This window comes from Micromonospora rifamycinica (genome assembly GCF_900090265.1).
Taxonomy (GTDB): domain Bacteria; phylum Actinomycetota; class Actinomycetes; order Mycobacteriales; family Micromonosporaceae; genus Micromonospora; species Micromonospora rifamycinica.
On sequence record NZ_LT607752.1, the window covers coordinates 1351281 to 1374076 of the forward strand.

A 22796-nucleotide genomic window follows, 5' to 3' on the forward strand; every position below is an offset into this window, starting at 1 on the left:
AGCTCCTCGGAGATCAGGCGGTAGGGGTCGGCTCGGTGGGGCGGGGGCGACGGGCCGGCGGGGCCGGCACCGGCGGGGCCGAGGCGACGAACCGGACCGGCAGCTCCAGCAGGCCCCGGAACGGTGACGCCGCCGGCAACCGGCGCAGCTCGTCGACCGGCACCGCGAGGCGCAGCCCGGGGAGCCGGCGCAGCAGCACCGCCAGCCCGATCTGGGCCTCCATCCGGGCCAGCGAGACCCCGAGGCAGTAGTGCACGCCGTGGCCGAAGCCCAGGTGCGGCCCCCGGACCCGCCGCAGGTCCAGCCGGTCCGGGTCGACGAAGTGCGCCGGATCGTGGTTGGCCGCGTTGAGCGCCACCCCGACGATCGATCCGGCCGGGATGTGCACCCCCCGGTACTCGACGTCCTCGGTGGCGACCCGGGGGCTGGCCACCGGCAGCGGGCCGTCGAAGCGCAGCAGCTCCTCGATCGCCGAGGGCAGCAGCTCGGGGGTGTCCCGCAGCAGGTCGAGCTGGTCGGGATGGGTCAGCAGGGCCACCGTCGCGTTGCCCAGGAAGTCGGCGGTGGTCTGGTGCCCGGCGAACAGCAGCAGGAACGTGGTGGTGACCAGCTCCGCCTCGGACAGCCTGCCGTCCTGGTCGCAGGCGTCGATCAGCGCGCTGACCAGGTCGTCGGCCGGCTCGGCACGCTTGGCGGCCACCAGCCCTGCCAGGTAGTGGTGCAGCCGTACCTGCGCCTCGCCCACGGCCGCCCGCTCCTGCGCCGGGGGCCGCCGTGACGACCCGGAGGTCCGGATCACCTGGGTCCAGTCGAGGACCTGACCCTGGTCGGCCCGGGGCACCCCGAGCAGCTCGCAGATCACCACCATCGGCAGCGGGATCGCGAAGTCGTGCATCAGCTCGGCCCGCCCCTGGGCGACGAAGCCGTCGATCAGGTCGTCGACGATCTGCCGCACCCGGGGCCGCAGCGCCTCGATCCGGCGCGGCGCGAACGCCTGCGACACCAACCGGCGCAGCCGGGTGTGCTCCGGCGGGTCGGCGTTGAGCATGTTCCGGTTCAACGCCTCCGAGTTCGGGCCGAAGATCTGCAGGTAGTGCTGGCCGGGGCCGTAGAGGTCCTTGGACAGCCGCGGGTCGGTCAGCGCCGCCCGCGCGTCGTCGAACCGGGTGAGCAGGTACGAGTCGAACCGGGGCGAGCTGACCGGGCAGACCGGCGCGTCCGCGCGGAGCCGGGCGAGAGCGGGGTAGGGGTCGGCGGCGAACTGGTCGGTGTAGAGCTGCGACGCGGGCAGCGGCTCGGTCATCGCGCCTCCCCGGGCACCCGGGGCATGCTGTGCAGTACCTGGTAGGTGTGCCGTTCGGCGGATTCCCGCAGCTCACGTACCACCCGCAGCAGCCGGTCGCGGTGTTCGCTGCGCCCGAAGGCGTCCAACCGTTCCCGGTCCGCCCAGTCACTGATGATCAGATAGCTGCGCGGGTCGTCGGCGTCGCGGACCAGATCCTGCCGCAGGCACCCGTCGAGCAGCCGGATCTGCTCCGCCGCCGAGAGCCACTCCGCCTCGAACCGCTCCGCGCAGCCCTCCCGGGTACGCATGGCGAGCACCGTACGCACCGCCGTCATCGCGCACCGCCGAAGACCAGGTGCAGGTTCTTGCGCAGCGCGTCGGCGTCGACCGGCTGGCTGCGGAAGCCGACGTGCCCGTCCGGGCGGATCAGGTACAGCGCGGTGCCGGCCACCCCGTACCGGGCGCGGAACTCACCCCCGGCGTCGCGCACCACCGGTGGCGCGGGCAGCCCCGGTTCCCCGGCGTCCGGACTGAGCAGCAGGTAGACGTCGATCTCGCCCCGGGTCGCGGCGCGGACGTCGGCGCAGAGCCCCGGCACGGCGGCCACCGCCGCCGGCTCGGCGGAGGCGTCCGCGTAGACCAGCAGGGTGTGCCGGGTGCCCCCGGTCAGGTCGCGCAGCCGCAGCGGATGCCCGACCCCCCGCCGGGTCAGGCCGCCCAGGTCGGGGGCGCGGTCACCGGGGCGCGGGCCGTCACGCAGCGCGTCGGGATCGGTCACGCACTCGCCGACCAGCGGGCTATCGGCGTAGCTGAGCAGCAGGGACATCTCCTGGAGGAACTGCCGTTCCAGGTCGGCGCGGTCCAACTCGTCGGTGAACGCCAGCCGTACCGCCCGGCCGACGATCTCCTCCCCCTCCGGGCGGCGTTCGGCCTCGTAGCTGTCCAGCAGCCCGGGGGCGGCGAGCCCGCGCACCGCCAGCGCCACCTTCCAGGCCAGGTTCCAGGCGTCCTGGATGCCGGTGTTCATCCCCTGCCCCCCGGCCGGCGGGTGCAGGTGCGCGGCGTCACCGGCCACGAAGACCCGGCCGTGGCCGTACCGGTCGACGATGCCGTGGCTGATCCGGAACACCGACGACCAGCGCAGGTTCGCCGCCCGGGTGCCCGGTGGGGCGAGCCGGTCCAGGGCGGCCTGCACGTCGTCGAGGGTCGGCTCGGCCAACTCCTCGCTGAACCCGGGCGGGGCGTCCCGGCCGCCGGTCTGGGCGAAGAACCGGGGCGGGGCGAGGGTCGCGATCCGGTACCGGCCCTCCCCCCGCAGGGGTACGCAGACCAGCATGCCGTCCATCCGGCCGTCGGTCTCGTGCAGGAAGCGCAGCAGGTGCCCGGCGGGCATGTCCCAGTTCACGTCGACGTCGGCGAGCATGAACAGCTGCGGGAAACGGCCCAGTCCACCCGAGAACGTCAACCCGAGCAGCTCCCGGACCCGGCTGTGCGCCCCGTCCGCGCCGATCAGATACTTCGCCCGGACCGTCTGCGTGCTGCCGTCCGCGCCGGCCAGGGTGGCCAGCACGCCGTCCACGCCCTGGGTGAAGCCGGTCAGCTCCGCACCGCGCTGCGGCCGGACGCCGAGGGTGGCCAGCCGTTCGGTGAGCAGGCGCTCGGTCTCGTACTGGGGCAGGCCGAGGTGCGCGTACGGCAGTCCCGGCAGCTCCCAGCTCATCCGGTGGGTCTGCGTGCCGTTGACGAACACCACGTTGCCGGTGAGCCAGATCCCGGCGTCCATCGCCTCCCGGGCGATGCCCTGCTCCGCCCAGATCTCCATGGTGCGGCAGTGCACCCCGATCGCCTTGTCCGCCTGGGCGGGCGGCACGGCCAGCTTCTCGACCAGCCGGCAGTCGATGCCGCGCCGGGCCAGCTCGACGGCGGCGGTCAGCCCGGTCGGCCCCGCCCCGACGATGAGTACGTCCGTTGTCGTGTGCACGTCGGTCTCCCTACCGGTACTGGCTGCCCGGTCGGCGCCGGGATGAGCCGCGAGGTGGAACAGTCGGCGGCGGAAGTCGAGCAGGAACGGCGCGATCGGCCCGGCCTCCTCCCGCGCGTGGGCCGGGTTGGCGACCCAGCGGTGGAACTCCGCCGCGGTCCGCCACTCGGCGAAGATGTGGTGGACGTCGGTGCCGGGCTCGCGGAGCAGCTCCTCGCGCAGGTAGCCGGGAATCCCGGCCATCCGGGCGGTCACCTCGGCGTGGCCCCGCCGGAACTCGGCGAGCCGGGTGGCCGGCACGGTGACCTCCACGTCCACCAGGATCGTCGGGTGCCCGCCCGGCTCGTCGCGCATCACCCGCCGGTCGTCGGCGGTGCCCGGCAGGCAGCGGTCGCGCAGGGCGTCGGCGAGGCGGGCCGCCACCGGGCCGTTCTCGTAGCCGAGCAGGGCGGCGTCGTCGGCCCATTCGGTGGCGACCACGAAGGTGCGCGGGTCGTTCGCGTCCAGGAGCAGCTCCCGCCGCAGGTTGCCGGGGAGCGCGCCGATCTGTCCCGCGGCCGTCCGCCAGGCCGCCCGGATCTCCTGTTCGGCGCCGGGACGCGCGCGGATCCGGAGCATCGTCCTGATCATGGGGTCTCCCTTGACGGCCTGCCCGTGACGGGGGTCCGCGACCACCGGCACCCGGCGCGTCGTCGTTCGACCCTGTCGCAGTGCGCGTCACCGCGCCGTCATCGCCGGGCTTTCCCCGGCCACCCCGCGTTGACGCCGCCGCGACGGCCCACCCGTCCCCGGCCGCCCGGCCCCGGCACGACACGCACGCGGCTCAGCCACGGCGGACGTCGCCGGGTGCGCGGCTCAGCCACGGCGGACGGCGCCGCCCGGACGACTCAGCGGCGGCGGACGTCGCCGGGTGCGCGGCTCAGCGGCGGCGGTTGCCGCTGCTCGCGCGGACGACGAGGACCGGCTCGACCTGGGGCCGGGGCGTGCTCGCGCCGGTGCCGTCGAGGAGTTCCAGCAGCGCGGCCACGCACCGGCGGCCGACCTCGTCGAAGTCCTGCCGCACGGTGGTCAGCGGCGGGGAGAGGTACTCGGCCTCGGGGATGTCGTCGAAACCGACCACGCTGACGTCCTCGGGAATCCGGGCGCCCCGCTGGTGCAGGGCGCGCAGCAGGCCGAGCGCCTGGTGGTCGTTGGCGCAGAACACCGCGGTCACGTCCGGGCGGGCGGCGAGCGCCTGGCCCAGCTCGTAACCGGCCCGGGGGCTCCAGTCGCCCACGATGACCGGCGGAACTCGGCGGCCCGCCTGCTCCAGGGTCTGCCGCCACCCGTCGACCCGGTCCCGGGCCTCCAGCCAGTCCCGGGGGCCGGCGATGTGCCACACCGTCTCGTGCCCCAGGTCGAGCAGGTGCCGGACCGCCAGCCGGGCGCCGGCCACCTGGTCGACGGAGATGCTGGGCAGTTCACCGCGCTCCCCGCTGGCCTCCACCACCACCGCCGGCACGCCGGTGGGCAGGCCGTGCACGGCGACCGACGCCGTCATCATCGGTGTGATGGCGACGACGCCGGCCACCGACTGCTCGGTCAACGCGTCGATGGCGGACCGCATCCCGCTGCGGTCCAGTTGTTCCAGGGTGACGATGCTGATGCCGTACCCGGCGGCGCGGGCGGCCCGTTCGATGCCCAGCAGGGTGGCCGCCGGACCGAACAGGATGGTGTCGAAGCTGACCACACCGATGACCCGGGAGCGCCGACCGGCCAACCCCCGGGCCAGGGCGTTGGGCCGGTAGTTGAGCTGGTGCACGGCACGCAGCACCCGCTCCCGGGTCTCCGGCCGGACGCTCGGATGGTTGTTGAGCACCCGGGACACGGTCTGGTGCGACACCCCGGCGAGTTGCGCGACGTCGCTCATCACCGCGGCGCGGTCGCGCCGCTGCTGACCCATGGCGGCTCAGAAACCCCGGGCCAGGCGGTAGTAGGCCTGGTTCCAACGGAGTTCGTCGGCCAGCCGCCGGGGGGTCGTGTCGGCGTCGATGACGACCAGTTCGGTGCTGACCATCTCGGCGAGGTCGTGCAGCTCCTCGACCCCGACGGCCTGGGACAGCACCGTGTGGTGCGGGGCACCGGCGGTGAGCCAGGCCTCCGCCGAGGCGGCGAGGTCGGGCCGGGGCCGCCACACCGCCCGCGCCACCGGCAGCTTCGGCAGCGGGTACGGCGGGGCCACCACGTCGATCTCGTTGGCGACCAGCCGGAACCGCTCCCCCATGTCGGCCAGGCCGAGCACCACCGCCGGGCCGGGCTGGGCGTCGAAGACCATCCGGACCGGGTCCTCCCGCCCGCCGATGCCCAGCGGGTGGATCTCGACGTTCGGGGTGGCCGCCGCGATGGTCGGGCAGACCTCCAGCATGTGCGCCCCGAGCACCAGTTCCCGGCCGGGGGTGAGGTCGTAGGTGTAGTCCTCCATGAACGAGGTGCCGCCGGTGGTGCCGACGGACATCGACTTGAGCGTGCGGACCAGTACCGAGGTCTTCCAGTCGCCCTCGCCGCCGAAGCCGTACCCGTCGGCCATCAGCCGCTGCACCGCCAGACCGGGCAGCTGCCGCAGCCCGCCCAGGTCCTCGAAGTTGGTGGTGAAGGCGCGGAACCCACCGGCCTCGAGGAAGTCGCGCAGACCCGCCTCGATCCGGGCGGCGTAGCGCAGCGCGTCGTGCCGGTCGCCGCCGGAGCGCAGCGCGGGGACCAGCCGGTAGCTGTCGTCGTACTCCTTGACCAGCTCGTCGATGCGGGCGTCGGCGACCGCGTCGACGGCGTCGACCAGGTCGTTGACGCCGTAGGTGTTGACCGAGACGCCGAAGCGCAGCTCGGCCTCGACCTTGTCACCCTCGGTCACCGCGACGTCGCGCATGTTGTCGCCGAACCGGGCCAGTCGCAGCGACCGCATCTCGGCGTGCCCGATCGCGGCCCGGGTCCAGGCGCCGATCCGGGCGGCGACCCGGGGGTCGCTGACGTGCCCGGCGACGGTCTTGCGGGCGACACCGAGCCGGGTCTGGACGTACCCGAACTCCCGGTCGCCGTGGGCGGCCTGGTTGAGGTTCATGAAGTCCATGTCGATCTCGGACCAGGGCAGTTCCACGTTGGCCTGGGTGTGCAGGTGCAGCAGCGGGGTCCGCAGCGCGTCCAGCCCGGAGATCCACATCTTGGCCGGGGAGAACGTGTGCATCCAGGCGATCACCCCGACCGCGCCCTGTACGGCGGCGTCGCGGCAGACGGCCAGGATCTCGGCGCTGGAGGTGAGCACCGGCTTCCAGACCACCCGGGCCGGGACGGCCGGGTCGGCGTCGAGCCGTTCGGCGATCCGGCGGGACTGCTCGGCCACCTGGCGCAGGGTCTCCGGGCCGTACAGGCCCTGACTGCCGGTGAGGAACCAGACCTCGGCGACCGGTGATGGGTTGGTCATGGGCGTTGCCTTCCGGTGGGGCTGGCGAGGGTCACTTGGTGCGGATGCCGACGAGGCGTTGGAGCAGGATGAACACGAACAGCAGGCCACCGATGACGATCTTGGTCCACCACGAGTTGAGGGTGCCGTCGAAGGTGATCAACGTCTGGATGATGCTGAGCACCAGCACCCCGAGCAGGGTGCCGAAGACGTAACCGGACCCGCCGGTGAGCAGGGTGCCGCCGATGACGACCGCCGCGATCACGTCCAGCTCCATGCCCACCGCGATCAGCGGGGCACCGGACAGGGTGTAGAAGGAGAGCAGGATCCCACCGATCGCCGAGCAGAGCCCGCTGATGGTGTAGACCGCGATCTTCGTACGCCCCACCGGCAGGCCCATCAGCAGCGCGGACTGCTGGTTGCCGCCGATGGCGTACACGTTACGGCCGAGCCGGGTGTACGCCAGCACGGCGGCCGCCACGGCCACCACCGCGACGGCGATCAACGCGCCGACCGAGACGAAGTTCTCGCCCAGGTGGATGCGGTGCTGGGCGGCGCTGGTCCAGAACCCGTCGGTGATCGGGATCGAGGTGGTGCTGATCCAGGTGCACACGCCCCGGGCGAAGAACATCCCGGCCAGCGTGACGATGAAGGGTTGGATGTCGAAGAAGTGGATCACGCAGCCCATCGCGAACCCGAGGGCCGGGCCGAGCAGCAGCGCGATCACCAGCACGAGGGCGGGGTGCAGGCCGTCGCCCAGCAACGAGGCGGACACCATCGCGGTCATCGCCACCACCGACCCGACCGACAGGTCGATGCCGCCGGTGAGGATCACGAAGGTCATCCCGACCGCGACGACCAGCAGGAAGCCGTTGTCGATGAAGACGTTGAAGACGACCTGGATGTTGGAGAACGCGCGGTACTGGGAGACGCCGATGGCGTACATCACCAGCAGCAGCGCCGCGGTGGCGAGCACCGGCACGTGCCGGGGTGGCACCCGCCACCAGGCACGGCCCGGACGGGCGGCCAACGGGGTCGTGGTCATGCCGGAACCTGCTCCTTCTCTGTGCCGACCGGCTCCAAAGGAGTCACCGGGGCGCTGCGCCGACGGCGGAACCGGGCCCGGAAGGCCGGGGCCTGGATGAGGCAGACCACGATCACCACGACCGCCTTGAACAGCAGTGAGGTCTGCGGGTCGATGTTCATGGCGTACACCGAGGTGGTCAGGGTCTGGATGAGCAGCGCGCCGACCACGGTGCCGCCGAGGTAGAACCGGCCGCCGGCCAGCGCGGTGCCGCCGATCACCACGGCCAGGATGGCGTCCAGCTCGACCCAGAGGCCGACCGCGTTGCCGTCGGCGCTGGAGACGTTGGCCGTCATCATGAACCCGGCGATGGCCGCGCAGGCGGCGCTCACCACGTACACCAGGAAGGTGATCCGCCGGGAGCGGATGCCGGCCAGCCGGCTCGCCTCGGCGTTCCCGCCGACCGACTCGATGATCATGCCGAGCGCGGTACGCCGGGTCAGCACCGCCACCAGGACGGTCACCGCGAGGGCGATGACGATGGCGAACGGCAGGGTCAGCAGGTGGCCCACCCCGATCACCTTGTACGGCCCGCTGTTGATGGTGATGATCTGCCCCTCGGCGATCAACTGGGCCAGTCCGCGACCGGCCACCATCAGGATCAACGTGGCGATGATCGGTTGGATGCCGATCCCGGCGACCAGAATGCCGTTCCACGCGCCGAGCACCAGGGCGACCCCGAAGCCGAGCGCCACCGCGGTGAGCACCACTCCCAGGCTGTTCTGGTCGGGCTGCTCGCTGATGTAGAGGCAGGCCACCGCCCCGGCGACCGCCGCCACCGCGCCCACCGACAGGTCGATGCCGCCGGTGGCGATCACCAGGGACATTCCCAGGGCGACCAGGATCAGCGGGGCGCTGAGCCGGACGATGTCGACCAGGCTGCCGTAGAGATGGCCGTTCTTCAGCTCGATCGACAGGAAGCTCGGCCGGTAGACGGCGTTCGCCACCAGTAGCAGCACCAGCACCACGAGCGGCCAGAACAGCCGGTGGCTGGTGACGCCCGCGACGCGGGCCCGTACGGTGCTCATGCCGGCACCGACCCTTCCTGGGAGCTGCCGCTGGCGATGACCTGCATGACGCGGGCGGCATCGAGGGTGTCGTCGTTGGTGAGTTCGGTGACCAGCTGCCGGTCGCGCATCACGGCGACCTTGTGGCTGAGCCGGAGCACCTCCTCCAGCTCGGCGGAGATGAACAGCACCGCCATCCCGCCGTCGGAGAGCTGCGCCACCAGGCGCTGGATCTCGGTCTTGGCACCGATGTCGATGCCCCGGGTCGGTTCGTCGAGGATCAGCAGCCGCGGTTCGGTGATCAGCCACCGGGCCAGCAGCACCTTCTGCTGGTTGCCGCCGGACAGGTTGCGCACCGGCATCTCCGGATCGGCCGGCCGGATGCTCAACGCCTTGATCCAGTGCTGGACCAGTTCGTCCTGCCGGCGGCGGGGCACCGGCCGCAGCCAGCCCCGGGCCGCCTGCATGGCCAGGATGATGTTCTCCCGCACCGACAACTCGCCGACCAGGCCCTCGGTGCGGCGGTTCTCGGAGCAGAACGCGATGTCCCGGTCGATGGCGGCCACCGGGTTGCGGATCGTCACCGGGCTGCCGTCGACGGCGAGCCGGCCGGCGTCGGCGCGGTCCGCGCCGAAGAACAACCGGGCCACCTCGGTACGCCCCGAGCCGAGCAGCCCGGCCAGGCCGACCACCTCGCCCTGGTGGATGGTGAGGCTGAACGGCGCGACGGAACCGGACCGGCCGAGGCCGTCGGCCGCCACCAGCGGGGTGCCCGACTCGATGGCCGCCCGGTCGTCACCGCTGGTGGCCTCGTCGAGGCGTTCCAGGGCGTCCAGCTCCTTGCCGATCATCTTCTCCACCAGCGCGATCTGCGGCAGCTCGCTGGTCAGGTACTCGCCGACGAGCCGGCCGTTGCGCAGCACGGTGATCCGGTCGGCGATCGCGTACACCTGGTCGAGGAAGTGGGTGACGAAGATGATCGCGATGCCGTCGTCGCGCAGCTGCCGCATGATCCGCATCAGCTGGGCCACCTCGTCGGCGTCCAGGCTGGAGGTGGGCTCGTCGAGGATCAGCACCCGGGCGCGGATGTCGACCGCGCGGGCGATGGCCACCATCTGCTGGACGGCCAGCGAGTAGTTGCCGAGCAGCTCGGTGACGTCGATGTGCAGGTCGATACGGGCCAGCAGCTCCTGTGCCCGACGACGCATCTCGCGCCAGTTGACCGCGCCGAGCCGGCGCGGCTCCCGGCCGATGTAGATGTTCTCCGCCACCGACAGGTTGGGCAGGAGGTTGACCTCCTGGTAGACGGTGCTCACCCCGGCGGCGGTGGCCTGCATCGGGCCGGAGAAGGACACCTCGTCGCCGTCGAGGGTGATGGTGCCGGAATCGGTGCCGTAGACGCCGGTCAGCACTTTGATGAGGGTGGACTTCCCGGCGCCGTTCTCGCCCATCAGGGCGTGCACCTCACCGGGGAAGAGCCGGAGGTCGACGCCGTCGAGGGCACGGACCCCGGGGAAGATCTTGCTGATCGCGGTCATCGTCAGGACCGGATGCCTATCCGACATCCCACCGAACCTTTCCTCGGAAGCGGAGGCCGCCGCGCCGAACGCGGCGGCCTCCCGGTCGGATCAGTACTTCCGGTTGGGCAGCGCGGTCTTCGCCTGCTCCTGGGTGAAGGTGGTCTCCTCGGTCTCGACCCGGGCCGGGACCTCCTCGCCGGCCTTGACCTTCTTGGCCAGGTCCATCAGCTGCGGGCCGAGCAGCGGGCTGCACTCCGCGATGAAGTTGAACTTCCCGTCGGCCAGCGCCTGCATGCCGTCCTTGACCGCGTCGATGGTGATGATGGTGATGTCCTTGCCGGGCGTCTTGCCCGCCGCGGTGATCGCCTCCAGCGCGCCCAGGCCCATGTCGTCGTTGTGCGCGAAGAGCACGTCGATCTTCGGGTTGGCCTTGAGGAACTGCTCCATGACCTGCTTGCCGCCGGCCCGGGTGAAGTCACCGCTCTGCGAGGCGACGACCTTCAGGTTGGGGTTGGCGGCGATCGCCTCGGCGAAGCCCTTCTTGCGGTCGTTGGCCGGGGCCGAACCGGTGGTGCCCTGCAGCTCCACGATGTTCACCGGGCCGGTCGCGGCCGACTTCTCCTTGACCAGCCACTCGCCGGCGAGCTTGCCCTCCTTGACGAAGTCCGAGCCGATGAAGGTCTTGTAGAGGCTCTTGTCGGCGGAGTCCACGGCCCGGTCGGTGAGGATGACCGGGATCTTGGCGTCCTTGGCCTCCTTGAGCACGGTGTCCCAACCCGACTCCACCACCGGCGAGAAGGCGATCACGTCGACCTTCTGCTGGATGAAGTTGCGGATCGCCTTGATCTGGTTCTCCTGCTTGCCCTGGGCGTCGTCGAACTTCAGCTCGTAGCCGGCCTCGGCGGCCGACTCCTTGATCGAGTTGGTGTTCGCCGTGCGCCAGCCACTCTCCGCGCCGACCTGCGAGAAGCCGATGACGAGCTTGCTGTTGCCGCCGCCGCTGCTGCCGCTGTCGCCGTCGCCGCCGGTGTCGCTGTTGCCGCAGCCGGCGAGTCCGCCGGCCAGCAGGCCGACGGCGAGCATCGCGCCGAGGCCGCGTCGAGTGAGGGTGATGCCGGTCTTCGCCATGTTGAAGACTCCTTGACGGGGATGAGGTGGGGGATGGTGCTAGTGCGGGGAGGACCGGCCGGCGCGGCACGCCGGGCAGACCGGACCTTCCAGGGGTGGTGCATCGGGTTGCGGTGGATCAACCGGACCGCGGGGGCGGGCCGGAGGCGGGTACGGGTCGGGGTGTTACCTCCCCGGCTGCCCGTAGACGTTCTGGTAGCGGTCGTAGAGTGAGTCGATGTCGGCCTGGGCCATCGGCACCGGGGTGCCGAGTGTCCGGGCCAGGTGGGCGGTGCGGGCCACGTCCTCGCACATCACGGCGGCCTTCACCGCCGCGCGGGCGTCCCGGCCGATGGTGAAGACGCCGTGGTTGCGCATCAGCACGGCCGGTGAGCGGTGCCCGGAGAGGGTCGCCACGATGCCCTTGCCGATGTCGTCCCCGCCGATGAGCGCGAACGGACCGACCGGGATCTCACCGCCGAACTCGTCGGCCTGGGCGGTGAGGTGGCAGGGGATCGCCTCGCCGCAGGCGGCCCAGGCGGTGGCGTACCCGCTGTGGGTGTGCACCACCCCGCCGACCTCGGGCATCGCCCGGTAGACGTAGGCGTGGGCGGCGGTGTCGCTGGACGGTGAGAGGTCGCCCTCCACCACCACCCCGTCCAGGTCGCAGACGATCATGTTGTCGGCCCGCAGGTCGTCGTAGGACACCCCGCTCGGCTTGATCACCATCAGCTCCCGGCCGGGCACCCGGGCCGAGACGTTGCCGGCCGTCCAGGCGACCAGGTTGTAGCGCACCAGCTCGCCGTGCAGGGTGGCCACCTGCTCGCGCAGCCGGGCCACCTCGGCGTCGAGGTCGAGGGTCATGCCGGCACCTCCAGGGGGTCGGTGGTCGTCTCGGCCGACGGCGCGTCGGCCGGACGGCGGGCCGCGTTGCGGATCGCCCGCAGCCGCAGCAGCACGTCGTCGCCGCCCCGGCCGAAGTGGTCGTGCAGCCGGCGGTACTCGGCGTAGAGCGCGTCGTAGGCGTCGGCCCGCTCCGGGTCGGGGCGGTACACCTCGCGGTCCACCCGGCCCATCGCCGCCGAGGCGGTCGGCACGTCGGGGTACGCGCCGGCCGCGACCGCCGCGTGGATCGCCGAGCCCAGGGCCGGACCCTGGGCCGACCCGATGATGCCCAGCGGACGCCGGGTCACATCGGCGTAGATTTGCATCAGCAGGCTGTTGCCGGTGAGCCCGCCGGCCACGATCAGCTCGTCGACCGGGACGCCGGCCTCGGCGAACGCCTCGATGATCATGCGGGTGCCGTAGGCGGTGGACTCCAGCAGCGCGCGGTAGACGTCCGGCGGCCGGGTGGCCAGGGTGAGCCCGACGAGCACCCCGCTGAGGTCGTGGTTGACCAGCAGCGACCGGTTGCCGTTCCACCAGTCCAGCGCCACCAGGCCGTGTGCGCCGACCGGCTGCGCCGCGGCGGCCTCGGTCAGCGCCTCGTGCGAGTCGAAGCCGGCAGGCGCGGCGTGCTTGACGTACCAGCCGAAGATGTCGCCGACGCCGCTCTGGCCGGCCTCGTAGCCCCAGGAGCCGGCGCTGATCCCGCCGTCGACCACGCCGCACATGCCGGCCACCTCGGCCCGCTCGGTACCGTTGACCACGTGGCAGGTGGAGGTGCCCATGATGGCGACCAGCCGGCCGGGGGTCAGCGCCTGCGCTGCGGCGGCGGTGACGTGGGCGTCGACGTTGCCGACGGCGACCGCGATCCCCTCGGGCAGCCCGGTCCAGGCCGCGGCCTGCGCGGTCAGGCCGCCGGCCCGCGCGCCCAGCTGCGCCAGCGGCCCGTCGATCTTGGCGACGAAGTCGGCGAAGCCCGGGTTCAGCGCGGCCAGGTAGGCCGCGGACGGGTAGTGACCGTCCTGGAGCTGCCCCTTGTAGCCGGCGGTGCAGACGTTGCGGGTCTCGACGCCGCAGAGCTGCCAGACGATCCAGTCGGCGGCCTCGATCCAGCGCTCGGCGCGGGCGTAGACCTCCGGGTCCTCCTCCAGCAGTTGCAGCCCCTTGGCGTACTGCCACTCGGCGGAGATCTTGCCGCCGTAGCGGCCGATCCAGGACTCGCCCCGGGCGTGGGCCAGCGCGTTGATCCGGTCGGCCTGCGGCTGGGCGGCGTGGTGCTTCCACAGCTTCACCCAGGCGTGCGGGCGGGTACGCAGGTCGGGCAGCTCGCACAGCGGGGTGCCGTCGGCCAGGGTGGGCAGCACGGTGCAGGCGGTGAAGTCGATGCCGACGGCCACCACCTGGGCCGGGTCGACGCCGCTCGCGGCCAGCGCGGCGGGCACCGCCTGCCGCAGCACCTCGCGGTAGTCGTCCGGGTCCTGCAGGGCCCAGTCGGCCGGCAGGGGCCGGCCGTCGACGGCGAGCGTCGTGTCCATCACCCCGTGGCGGTACTCGTGCACCGCCGTGCCCAGCTCGGCGCCGTCGCCGACCCGCACCACCAGCGCCCGACCCGACAGCGTGCCGTAGTCGACGCCGACGACGTACCGGTCCTGCGGCTTCGCGCCTGCATCCATGCCGTTCTCCGTTCAATCGTTGGGGGCAAGTGTTAGCGCTCACATGGAATCCGTCAAGGCGCATCCGTGTAACACTGCCGTAACCATCTTCGGCAGCCCTGCCACCGGGTCCGTACGCACCCCTCCGACCAGCCGTCGAATGATCGGCATACGTCGAATCAGGTGAGCGGTCACATCCGGTCGGCCGGGCCGACCCTTGACACGCCTCGGCGGGCGGTTCCAGACTTCGGGGCGACCGCGCGACGGGCCGGAGACCGGGCCGGACGGTCGACCGCCGGCGTCACCGGCGTCGACGCCGCCCACCGGCCGCCCGCGCGGGACGGACCACGGCCTTCGTCCGCGCGAGGCGGACCGGACGGCCTTCGTCGCCATCCGAGGGAGGCCGTGTGCGGATCGTCGACGCCCGGGTCATCGTGACCTGCCCGGGCCGCAACTTCGTGACCCTGAAGATCGTCACCGACGAGGGGGTCACCGGCGTCGGCGACGCCACCCTCAACGGCCGGGAGCTGGCCGTCGCGTCGTACCTGCGCGACCACGTGGTGCCGCTGCTGATCGGGCGGGATCCGGCCCGGATCGAGGACACCTGGCAGTACCTCTACCAGGGGGCCTACTGGCGGCGCGGACCGGTGACGATGAGCGCGATCGCCGCCGTGGACACCGCGCTGTGGGACATCAAGGGCAAGGTCGCCGGCCTGCCCGTCTACCAGCTGCTCGGCGGCCGGTCCCGGGACGGGGTCACCGTCTACGGGCACGCCAACGGCGAGACCGTCGAGGACGTGCTGGTCGAGGTCGCCCGCTACGTCGACCTCGGCTACCGGGCGGTGCGGGTGCAGTGCGGCGTGCCCGGCCTGCCGAAGACCTACGGGGTCAGCGCCGACAAGCTGTTCTACGAGCCGGCCGACGCCGCCCTGCCCAGCGAGGCCACCTGGTCCACCCCGCGGTACCTGGCCCACGTGCCGACCGTCTTCGCCCGGGTACGCGACGAGTTCGGCCCGACCCTGCGGCTGCTGCACGACGTGCACCACCGGCTCAGCCCGATCGAGGCGGCCCGGCTCGGCAAGAGCCTCGAACCGTACGCGCTGACCTGGATGGAGGATCCGGTCCCCGCCGAGCTGCCGGAGGGCTTCCGGCTGATCCGGCAGCACACCACCACCCCGGTCGCCGTCGGCGAGGTGTTCAACACCGTCTGGGACGCCGCCCAGCTCATCCGGGAACAGCTCATCGACTACATCCGGACCACGGTCGTGCACGCCGGCGGGATCACCCACCTGCGGCGCATCTTCGACCTCGCGGCGCTGCACCACGTGCGCAGCGGCTCGCACGGGGCCACCGACCTCTCCCCCGTCTGCATGGCCGCCGCCCTGCACCTCGACCTCGCCATCCCCAACTTCGGCCTTCAGGAGTACATGCGGCACACCGAGGCCACCGACGAGGTCTTCCCGCACGGCTACCACTACGCCGACGGCTACCTGCACCCGGCGGAGACCCCCGGCCTCGGGGTGGACATCGACGAACAGGCGGCGGCCCGCTACCCGTACGCCCCGGCGTACCTGCCGGTCAACCGGCTGGAGGACGGCACCGTCCACCCCTGGTGAGCCGGGGCGTCACCGGGCCGCCGACGGTCGGCCGACCCGGAGGTGGGCTGCCCGCCGACCCGCTCAGCGCAGCTCCTTGACCCGGATCAGGTTGCCCGCCGGGTCGCGGAAGGCGCAGTCGCGCACCCCGTACGGCTGGTCGATCGGCTCCTGGACGACCTCGGCGGCGCCGGCCTGCACCCGCTCGAAGGTGCCGTCCAGGTCGGGGGTGGCCAGCATCAGCCAGCCGTAGGTGCCCTTGGCCATCATCTCGGCGATGGTGCGGCGTTCCTCGTCGGTGACGCCGGGGTCGACCGCCGGCGGGGCGAGCAGGACCGACGTACCGGGCTGGCCGGGCGGGCCGACCGTGATCCAGCGCATCCGCCCCGACCCGACGTCGTTGCGGACCTCGAAGCCGAGCACGTCACGGTAGAAGGCCAGCGAGGCGTCCGGGTCCTCGTGCGGCAGGACACAGGTGTCGATGGTGAGATCCATGCCGTCACGCTAGGTGAGAATCGCCGCCGGTGCTTCTCGATTCCTGACCGGACGCGCCACCTGTCTGGTCAGGCACGGCGGAAGGTGCGCCGGCCGCTGCGCGGCCAGCGCCCGGTAGCTACTCGGCGGCATGCCCACCAGCTCGGTGAAGCGGGTGCTGAAGGTGCCCAGCGACGCGCAGCCGACCGCGAGACAGACCTCGGTGACGCTCAGGTCGCCCTGGCGCAGCAACGCCATCGCCCGCTCGATCCGCCGGGTCATCAGGTAGGAGTACGGTGACTCACCGTAGGCGCGGCGGAACTGCCGGCTCAGGTGCCCGGCCGACATGTGCGCCCCCCGGGCGAGCGCCTCGACGTCCAGCGGCCGGGCGTACTCCCGGTCGATCCGGTCCCGGACCCGGCGCAACCGGGCCAGGTCACGCAACCGCTGCTCGGACGCCGCTCTGCTGCTCACCCCGCGATCGTGCCACGTCCCACCGACACCGCCGGCCCGACCCGCCCCGGTCCGGGACGGGCTGACCGCCGGCAGGCCGGACGACGCCGCCGACCGGCTCCGGCGGCGACCGTGCGGCTGGTGCCGGTCGCCGCCGGTCAGTAGATGCGGCGGCCCCGGGCGTCGGGCACCCCGGACTTGCGGAAGAAGTACGTGTTGATCTGGTCCCGCCACTCGATCGCGCAGCGTAGCTGCTCGTCGAGACGCTCGGCGACCCGGTCGTGCACCCCCTGGTCGACCACCCCGGCCAGCCGACCCCAGCGGTCCCGCATCGCCCCCACCTGCTCCACCCCGGCGAAGTGGGTGTCGTAGATGTGCTGGATCACCGTGACGCCGCTGTGCAGGACATGGCCGTACGGGACGTGGTGGAAGAAGAGCAGCAGCTCGTCCGGGCAGCGCTCGGGTGACTCGTACACCTGGGACCAGGGCGGCGGGTACTGGCCGGTGAAACCGGTGCCGGTCGCCCGGGTCCGGTCCACCCCCACGCCGTCCCGGTCGGCGTAGTGGTAGGTGCCCCACCGGCTGTACTCGTAGCCGTCCACGCCGGGGCCGTAGTGGCCGTCCGGATCCACCATGAAGCCGACCCCCAACGGGGCGGTGTACCGCTCGTAGGTACGCCAGGAGTCGTCCAGCACCGCGTGCAGCGTCTCCCGCACCAGGGCCGGGTCACCGACCGTCGGGGCGGGAAAGGTCAGATCGATCCACTCGTCGAGGACGGCTGCGGGATCGAGGTACGGATCCCAGGCCAGCCGCCCGAAGGCGTACAGGTTGGCCTGGGCCAGCGGGTGCCCGCACCAGAACCGGTCGTCACCCACGTTGGCCACCGCGACCAGGTCGCCGTCGCGGCGGGGCTCCGGGCCGGGCACGCCCGCCAGCACGTCGGCGACGGTCCGCTCCGGCGGCCCCCACGGCCGGAAGTCGAGCACCTCGCTCCACAGCGGGGCGAGGTAGCAGGCGTGCCACTGCTGGCCGGTGTACTCCTGGGTCACCTGCAACTCCACCGCCAACCGGGTGGCCGGCATGGCCGCGATCACCGGCGACACCGGCTCCCGGGGCTGGAAGTCCACCGGGCCGTACTTCACCTGGAGGACCACGTTGTCGGCGAACCGCCCGTCCAGCGGGGCGAAGTGGTCGTACGCGGCGCGGGCCCGGTCGATGGAGCGGTCCCGCCAGTCCCGCCGGTGGTCGTAGACGAACGCCCGCCAGTGCACCACTCCCCCGTGCCGGGCCAGCGCCCCGGCGAGCAGGTTCGCCCCGTCGGCGTGGTCCCGCCCGTAGGTGGCCGGGCCGGGCTGCCCCTCCGAGTCGGCCTTCACCAGGTACCCACCGAAGTCGGGGATCCGGGCGTAGACCCGCCGGGTGGTCTCGTCCCACCAGTCCCGCACCCGGTCGTCGAGGGGGTCGGCGGTGGGCAGGCCACCGAGGACCACGGGGGCGGCGAAGGTCACCGACAGGTGCACCCGGATGCCGTACGGCCGCAGCAGGTCGGCGAGGTCGGCCACGTCGTCGAGCCGGTCGGTGAGCAGCCGCGCCTCGGTGGCGTGCACGTTGACGTTGTTCACCGAGATCGCGTTGACCCCGGTGGCCGCCAGCAGCCGCCCGTACGCCCGCAGCCGGTCCCGGTCGCCGTTGGGGCCGCCGTCGTGCCAGAAGATCGAACCGCCCGCGTAACCCCGCTCCACCTGCCCCATGTCCGGGTGCACCGCCACGTTGTCCCAGTGGTCGAGCATCCGGCGGCGCAGCGCCGGCCGGTGCGCCCGCGCCGGCCGGTCCCCGGTGAACGCGGCCTCGCCGAGGCGGACCAGGTGGAACAGCCCGTACAGCAGCCCGGCCGGCGCGTCGGCCAGCACCACCGTCACCCCGTCGACCCGGGTCGACAGGAACCCCTCGTCGCCGAGCGGCCCGTCGTCCCCGGCCGGGGCCGCCGCCGCGCCGGGCGGCACCGCCGGTGGCAGCGGGTGCGGACCGCGCAGGGCGAGCACCAGGTCGACGGGGCCGGCCGCCGGCTCCCCCTCCGGGCGCGGCGGCGCAGCACCGTGCTCCGGCGCGGCGGCGGACGACGGACCGGCAGCGGACCGGTCCACCCGGCCGCCGTGCCCGGCGCAGGCCCGCACCACCTCGGCGAAGACCGTGTCGACGAGCAGACCCGCGCCGTGCACCAGGACCCGGCGTGTCCCGAGCGGCCGGAACACCTCCGGCGGCAGCCAGGCGGCGTGTGGGGTCGGGTCCGCGCCGGTCGTCGACGCGGTCTCGTCAGCCGGTCCACCCGCAGCGGCGTGCTGGGCGGTGACGGGCAGGCTCATCCGGTGAATTCCTTCCGCACAATGTCGATCATCGGGGTGCAGATCCGCAGGTACGCGAGGGCGAACGGCCCGGCCAGCAGCACCGGCACCAGCTCGGAGACCCCCACGGTGAGCGCCCCGGCGGCGGCCAGCAACAGCAGGGTGCCGACGGTGACACCGGGGGTACGGACCAGGAAGTACCGCGCCAGCCGCAGCACGTCCCGGGTGCGGAAGGCGAACAGCGCGGCGATCACCAGGGCGTTCCCGCCGACCAGCGCGACGCCGACCCCGACGCCGACCAGCGGCACCGCCCAGCCGGCCGGGACGACCGCGGCGGACAGGTAGCTGAGATTGACCCCGATGACGGTCAGCCACAGCAGCACCGGCACCCAGATCCACAGCGTCTGCCGCAGGTTGGCCCGGTAGCCCTGCCGGAACCAGGCGGCGGGCCGTAGGTCGGTCAGGTCGGGGCGCTGATGGTGCAGGGCGTACAGGGCGGCGGAGAGCGCCGGGCCGACCGGGAGCAGACAGAGCGCGACCAGTGGCAGGTTGCTGGCGTCGGGGCGGAGCAGGAGCAGTGGGACCAGGCCGGGTAGGACGGCGAGGATCAGCAGCAGCCCGACGACGAGCACCGTGTAGACCGAGGCGGCGGCCCGGGACAACGGCCCGTCGCCGACCTCCCGCCAGGGCTGCGTGCTCACGGCCGTACGTCCCGGCCGGTCGGCGCGGTCGCCGGGGGCGGCTCGCCGAGCAGGCGGGCCGCGTCCCACCACGGCGGCGTCTCGTCGCGCACCGCGGCCAACTCGACCAGGGTGACCTCGTGCCGGGTCAGGGTCAGGTCGATCTCGACCCGACCCGCGACGACCGGCAGGGCACGGTGCGAGCGGACCGGCTCGGCGGCCTCCCGCAGCGCGTCGAGCTGACCGGGGCGCGGCGACCGGGGGCGGCCCATCTCGGACCAGGCGGCCCAGGCGTTGCCGGCTTCCTCGCTGACCGACGAGCGGAGCAGGAAGGCCGAGGTGACCTCCGGCGCGGTCGCCGCCGGGGCGGGGTCCACCGGCACCGACAGGGCCAACGGGTGCCGCTCGGGTACCGGTGCGCGGCCGGTCACGTCCACCGGCGCCCAGGCCAGGATGGCGACCCGGCCGTCGGGGTGCCGGGTGACCAGGTGGTCCGGCCCACGGGCCAGCACCTCGTCGCCGAGCCGGGCCACGAAGGCGTACAGGTGGTAGGTGGGTTTCTTGATCTGGCGGTGGGTGAGCAGGCCGAACCCGCCGTGGAACAGCGCGGTCGGCACCCCCGTCTCCTCGAACATGTCGCTGAACGTCCAGTACGAGAAGGAGTCGACCAGGTCGCCGCCGGCCGCCAGCACCGGGGCGAGGTACGCGGCGTGGAAGGCGGTGTCGTGGATCGGGTTGTCCGGCCGGTAGGACGAGTTGAACTCGGTGATGTGCACCGGCAGGTCCGCCAGCGCGGTGCCGTACAGGTGCCGGCGGGGCGCGGCGAACTGCTCCAGCAGCGCCGACGCCGGAGTCAGCGTCTGGTGGGTGCCGAAGGGCACGTGCTGGGCCGGGCCGGAGGTGTACGCGTGCCGGCTGACGAAGTCGACCGGCACGTCGCGGGCGGTGACGAACTCGGCGAACGGTTCCCACCAGTCGTCCGCGCCGGGCGAGATGGCCGGGCCGCCGACCTGCAACCCGGCGTCGACCTCCTTGACCGCGTGCGCGGTGACCTCGTAGAGGCGGTGGTAGGCGGCCCGGTCCGCGCCCTGCCAGAAGTCGGCCAGGTTCGGCTCGTTCCACACCTCGATCGGCCAGCCGCGCACCTCGTCCAGGCCGTACCGGTCGACCAGGTGGGCCACCGTGGCACGGACCAGGTCGGCCCACTCCGACCAGCTGCGGGGCGGGGTGACGTTGCCCTGCCACCAGAACACCGTCTGCTCGCCGGAGGCCAGCGCCTCGGGCATGAAGCCCAGCTCCACGAAGGGCCGGATGCCCAGCCCGAGGTAGGCGTCGACGACCTGGTCGACGTAGGTGAAGGAGTGGTGCACCCGGCGCTCGCCCCCGTACTGGTAGGGGCGGTGGACCCCCACCCCGTCGCTGAGCAGTCCGTGGCCGCGGATGTGCCGGAAGCCGATGTCCTGTTGGATCAGGGCCAGCGAGTCCTGGTAGTCGCGGCGCAGGGCCAGCTCGAAGCGGCCGGTGCCGACGCACTGCCGCCAGGCGTCGGTGAGCCGCCCCACGGGGTGGGCCGGAACGGTGGTCCGCATCGTCGTCGTCCTCCGGGAGTCGCCGGGTCGGTGACCGGTCCGGCCGGGGCACCACGCCCCGGCCGGACCGGACGGTCAGCCGTTGTCCTTCTTGAACCGCTCGTACGCCTTGTTGACCACCCCGATGTACTGGTCGGCGTTCTTGGCCTTCAGCTCACCGAGGTAGGCGTCCCACTCGGTGAGGGGGCGCTGGCCGAGGATGAACTTCAGCGTGTTCTGCACGACGTGGTCCTTCAGCGGGGTCTCCCACAGCGACACCTGTTCCCGCTCCTCGTCGGTGAGCGGGGCCGGCGGGTCCACCGGCAGCGGCTTGCGGGCGTTCATCACGTTCTGGAACTCCATCTCCTCCGGGGAGAAGAAGGACTGCACCAGGTCGAGCTTGCCGCCGTAGGCGAACACCCCGTTGCCGAAGCCGAAGTCCTTCTGCAGGTGCTTGGTGCCCTTGGGGTTGAGCCCGATCATGTCGACGTCGGGGGTCAGGGTGTACTTGCCGGCGGCGTCCTTGGTGAAGGTGGTGCCCTCGACGCCCCACTTGGCGAACTCCTCGCCGGCCTCGGAGTAGTACAGCCAGTCGATGAACTGCATCATCGCCACGAAGTTCTTGCTGTCCCGGGCCTTCTTGGAGATCATGATGCCGTTCTCCAGCCGGCTGGCCGGATTGATCTCGCCGGCCGGGCCGACCAGCATCGGGATCTTCGTCAGCTTGGCGTTCGGCAGGGTCTTGGCCAGGTCGGGGCGGTAGTCGTTGACCAGCGTCTGGGCGTTGCTGCCGATGACGAAGGACTTGCCGTTGGCGAGCTTCTGCCGGGCCTGCTCATCGGTCTGGGTGAAGCTCTCCGGGTCGAGCAGCTTCTCGGCGACCAGCTTGTTGAGGTACACGATGACCTGCTTGTACTGCTCGGTGGCGCCGGTGTAGACGAACTTGTTGGCCGTCGGGTCCCAGGTGGCGGGGTTCCAGCTCCACCCGGTCCGCAGGCCGTGCGCGGCGCCGACGATGCTCAACAGCTCCCCGCCCGGGTTCGGCTTGCTCCACCGGTCCGAGTACGGGTAGGTGTCGGGGTAGCGCGCCTTCATCGCCTTCAGCACGGTGTACAGCTCGTCCCAGGTCTTGGGGATCGGGAGGTTGAGCTGCTGGAGGATGTCGGTCCGCATCGCGATCGAGTACTCCGCCCACGGCTTCTCGTGCAGGCCGGGGAGGAGGTAGAACTTGCCGTCGGACTGTCGCAGCGTGTCGAACTCCGGTTGGAGGTTCCACTTGGCGATCTTGTCCTTGAGGTTGGGCATCAGGTCCAGGTAGTCGCTCACCGGGAGGATCGCGCCGGAGGAGACGAAGGCGTTCTCCGACGGGTGGTAGGTCTTCGGAATGATCAGCGGGGCGTCCCCGGCGCCGATCAGCAGGCTGCGCTTCTGCTCGTAGTCGCTCAGCGGCACGGCCACCGGTTCGAGCTTGACGTTGGTCCGCTTGGTCAGCTCCGACCAGAACAGCCAGTCGTCCTTGAGCGGGTAGTTCGGGTGGTTGTTGTAGAGGATGGAGAAGGAGAGCGGCTCGGTCGCCTTGAACTGCGTGCCGGAGCCGTAGTCGGACATCGCGCCGACGCGGTTGCCGTCGAGGTTCTTGCCTTCCGCGGCGTCCTCGGAGCAGGCCCCGAGGAGGGAGAGGGTGAGCAGCCCGGCAGTGGCTATCGCCATCCGGCGCCACGTTCTGTGGA

At 72.3% G+C, this 22796-nt stretch carries 18 protein-coding genes; 1 reads left to right on the plus strand and 17 read right to left on the minus strand.

All coding sequences use genetic code 11. The annotated features are described in order from the left end of the window. Positions 1-13: 13 nt before the first annotated feature. From GA0070623_RS05795 to araB, 11 genes are all read right to left on the minus strand, one after another. Positions 14-1303: a cytochrome P450 family protein gene (locus GA0070623_RS05795; protein WP_084261197.1), complete on the minus strand. Its 1290-nt coding sequence runs from the start codon at positions 1301-1303 to the stop codon at positions 14-16. Next, positions 1300-1620 carry a putative quinol monooxygenase gene (locus GA0070623_RS05800; RefSeq protein WP_067305740.1) on the minus strand — a complete coding sequence of 107 codons (321 nt, stop codon included), beginning with the start codon at positions 1618-1620 and terminating at the stop codon, positions 1300-1302. Before GA0070623_RS05800 ends, GA0070623_RS05795 begins: the two co-directional genes overlap by 4 nt. Then, the gene (locus tag GA0070623_RS05805; RefSeq protein ID WP_067305816.1) at positions 1617-3896 is read right to left on the minus strand and encodes an FAD-dependent monooxygenase; all 2280 of its coding nucleotides are present in this window, start codon (positions 3894-3896) and stop codon (positions 1617-1619) included. The genes GA0070623_RS05800 and GA0070623_RS05805 overlap by 4 nt, the downstream gene beginning before the upstream one ends. A 289-nt stretch (positions 3897-4185) precedes the next feature. After that, positions 4186-5208: a LacI family DNA-binding transcriptional regulator gene (locus tag GA0070623_RS05810; RefSeq protein WP_067305744.1), complete on the minus strand. Its 1023-nt coding sequence runs from the start codon at positions 5206-5208 to the stop codon at positions 4186-4188. Positions 5209-5214: 6 nt separating this feature from the next. Further along, a complete protein-coding gene (araA, locus tag GA0070623_RS05815) occupies positions 5215-6720 on the minus strand; it encodes an L-arabinose isomerase (protein ID WP_067305747.1) in 1506 nt (501 codons plus the stop codon). A 31-nt stretch (positions 6721-6751) separates the two neighbouring features. Continuing rightward, the gene (yjfF, locus tag GA0070623_RS05820; RefSeq protein WP_067305750.1) at positions 6752-7744 is read right to left on the minus strand and encodes a galactofuranose ABC transporter, permease protein YjfF; all 993 of its coding nucleotides are present in this window, start codon (positions 7742-7744) and stop codon (positions 6752-6754) included. Next, on the minus strand, positions 7741-8811 hold the full coding sequence (locus GA0070623_RS05825; protein ID WP_067305753.1) for an ABC transporter permease: 1071 nt from the start codon (positions 8809-8811) through the stop codon (positions 7741-7743). The genes yjfF and GA0070623_RS05825 overlap by 4 nt, the downstream gene beginning before the upstream one ends. Beyond that, the gene (locus GA0070623_RS05830) at positions 8808-10355 is read right to left on the minus strand and encodes a sugar ABC transporter ATP-binding protein (protein WP_067305756.1); all 1548 of its coding nucleotides are present in this window, start codon (positions 10353-10355) and stop codon (positions 8808-8810) included. The genes GA0070623_RS05825 and GA0070623_RS05830 overlap by 4 nt, the downstream gene beginning before the upstream one ends. 63 nt (positions 10356-10418) lie before the next feature. Further along, the gene (locus tag GA0070623_RS05835) at positions 10419-11438 is read right to left on the minus strand and encodes an ABC transporter substrate-binding protein (RefSeq protein ID WP_067305760.1); all 1020 of its coding nucleotides are present in this window, start codon (positions 11436-11438) and stop codon (positions 10419-10421) included. A gap of 165 nt (positions 11439-11603) precedes the next feature. Then, positions 11604-12281 (minus strand): L-ribulose-5-phosphate 4-epimerase, encoded by a 678-nt coding sequence (locus tag GA0070623_RS05840; RefSeq protein WP_067305763.1) that lies wholly within the window; start codon positions 12279-12281, stop codon positions 11604-11606. Continuing rightward, on the minus strand, positions 12278-13975 hold the full coding sequence (gene araB, locus GA0070623_RS05845) for a ribulokinase (RefSeq protein WP_067305766.1): 1698 nt from the start codon (positions 13973-13975) through the stop codon (positions 12278-12280). Before araB ends, GA0070623_RS05840 begins: the two co-directional genes overlap by 4 nt. A 386-nt stretch (positions 13976-14361) precedes the next feature. On the opposite strand from araB, the gene manD reads away from it, so the two are divergent. Next, the gene (gene manD, locus GA0070623_RS05850) at positions 14362-15570 is read left to right on the plus strand and encodes a D-mannonate dehydratase ManD (RefSeq protein WP_067305770.1); all 1209 of its coding nucleotides are present in this window, start codon (positions 14362-14364) and stop codon (positions 15568-15570) included. 63 nt (positions 15571-15633) lie between these two features. On the opposite strand, the gene GA0070623_RS05855 is transcribed toward manD, so the two are convergent. From GA0070623_RS05855 to GA0070623_RS05880, 6 genes are all read right to left on the minus strand, one after another. After that, positions 15634-16044, minus strand: a complete 411-nt coding sequence (locus tag GA0070623_RS05855) for a VOC family protein (RefSeq protein ID WP_067305773.1) — start codon at positions 16042-16044, stop codon at positions 15634-15636. Positions 16045-16053: 9 nt separating this feature from the next. Next, positions 16054-16497, minus strand: coding sequence for a helix-turn-helix transcriptional regulator (locus tag GA0070623_RS05860; RefSeq protein WP_067305776.1), 444 nt, complete (start codon positions 16495-16497; stop codon positions 16054-16056). A 137-nt stretch (positions 16498-16634) separates the two neighbouring features. Then, positions 16635-18839, minus strand: coding sequence for an alpha-glucuronidase (locus tag GA0070623_RS05865; RefSeq protein WP_067305779.1), 2205 nt, complete (start codon positions 18837-18839; stop codon positions 16635-16637). Further along, positions 18836-19519 carry a DUF624 domain-containing protein gene (locus tag GA0070623_RS05870; RefSeq protein WP_067305782.1) on the minus strand — a complete coding sequence of 228 codons (684 nt, stop codon included), beginning with the start codon at positions 19517-19519 and terminating at the stop codon, positions 18836-18838. The genes GA0070623_RS05865 and GA0070623_RS05870 overlap by 4 nt, the downstream gene beginning before the upstream one ends. After that, positions 19516-21087, minus strand: coding sequence for a GH39 family glycosyl hydrolase (locus tag GA0070623_RS05875; RefSeq protein WP_067305786.1), 1572 nt, complete (start codon positions 21085-21087; stop codon positions 19516-19518). Before GA0070623_RS05875 ends, GA0070623_RS05870 begins: the two co-directional genes overlap by 4 nt. Positions 21088-21162: 75 nt before the next feature. Further along, complete coding sequence (locus GA0070623_RS05880; RefSeq protein ID WP_067305789.1) at positions 21163-22776, minus strand: ABC transporter substrate-binding protein; 1614 nt, start codon at positions 22774-22776, stop codon at positions 21163-21165. Between the last annotated feature and the right edge of the window lie 20 nt (positions 22777-22796).

Coding starts and splice junctions, on each gene's coding strand:
- GA0070623_RS05835 (WP_067305760.1), bottom strand. CDS start 11,438: ATGGCGAAGACCGGCATCACCCTCACTCGACGCGGCCTCGGCGCGATG.
- GA0070623_RS05800 (WP_067305740.1), bottom strand. CDS start 1,620: ATGACGGCGGTGCGTACGGTGCTCGCCATGCGTACCCGGGAGGGCTGC.
- yjfF (WP_067305750.1), bottom strand. CDS start 7,744: ATGACCACGACCCCGTTGGCCGCCCGTCCGGGCCGTGCCTGGTGGCGG.
- GA0070623_RS05875 (WP_067305786.1), bottom strand. CDS start 21,087: ATGCGGACCACCGTTCCGGCCCACCCCGTGGGGCGGCTCACCGACGCC.
- GA0070623_RS05795 (WP_084261197.1), bottom strand. CDS start 1,303: ATGACCGAGCCGCTGCCCGCGTCGCAGCTCTACACCGACCAGTTCGCC.
- GA0070623_RS05880 (WP_067305789.1), bottom strand. CDS start 22,776: ATGGCGATAGCCACTGCCGGGCTGCTCACCCTCTCCCTCCTCGGGGCC.
- araB (WP_067305766.1), bottom strand. CDS start 13,975: ATGGATGCAGGCGCGAAGCCGCAGGACCGGTACGTCGTCGGCGTCGAC.
- GA0070623_RS05805 (WP_067305816.1), bottom strand. CDS start 3,896: ATGATCAGGACGATGCTCCGGATCCGCGCGCGTCCCGGCGCCGAACAG.
- GA0070623_RS05825 (WP_067305753.1), bottom strand. CDS start 8,811: ATGAGCACCGTACGGGCCCGCGTCGCGGGCGTCACCAGCCACCGGCTG.
- GA0070623_RS05830 (WP_067305756.1), bottom strand. CDS start 10,355: ATGTCGGATAGGCATCCGGTCCTGACGATGACCGCGATCAGCAAGATC.
- GA0070623_RS05810 (WP_067305744.1), bottom strand. CDS start 5,208: ATGGGTCAGCAGCGGCGCGACCGCGCCGCGGTGATGAGCGACGTCGCG.
- GA0070623_RS05855 (WP_067305773.1), bottom strand. CDS start 16,044: ATGGATCTCACCATCGACACCTGTGTCCTGCCGCACGAGGACCCGGAC.
- araA (WP_067305747.1), bottom strand. CDS start 6,720: ATGACCAACCCATCACCGGTCGCCGAGGTCTGGTTCCTCACCGGCAGT.
- GA0070623_RS05840 (WP_067305763.1), bottom strand. CDS start 12,281: ATGACCCTCGACCTCGACGCCGAGGTGGCCCGGCTGCGCGAGCAGGTG.
- GA0070623_RS05865 (WP_067305779.1), bottom strand. CDS start 18,839: ATGAGCCTGCCCGTCACCGCCCAGCACGCCGCTGCGGGTGGACCGGCT.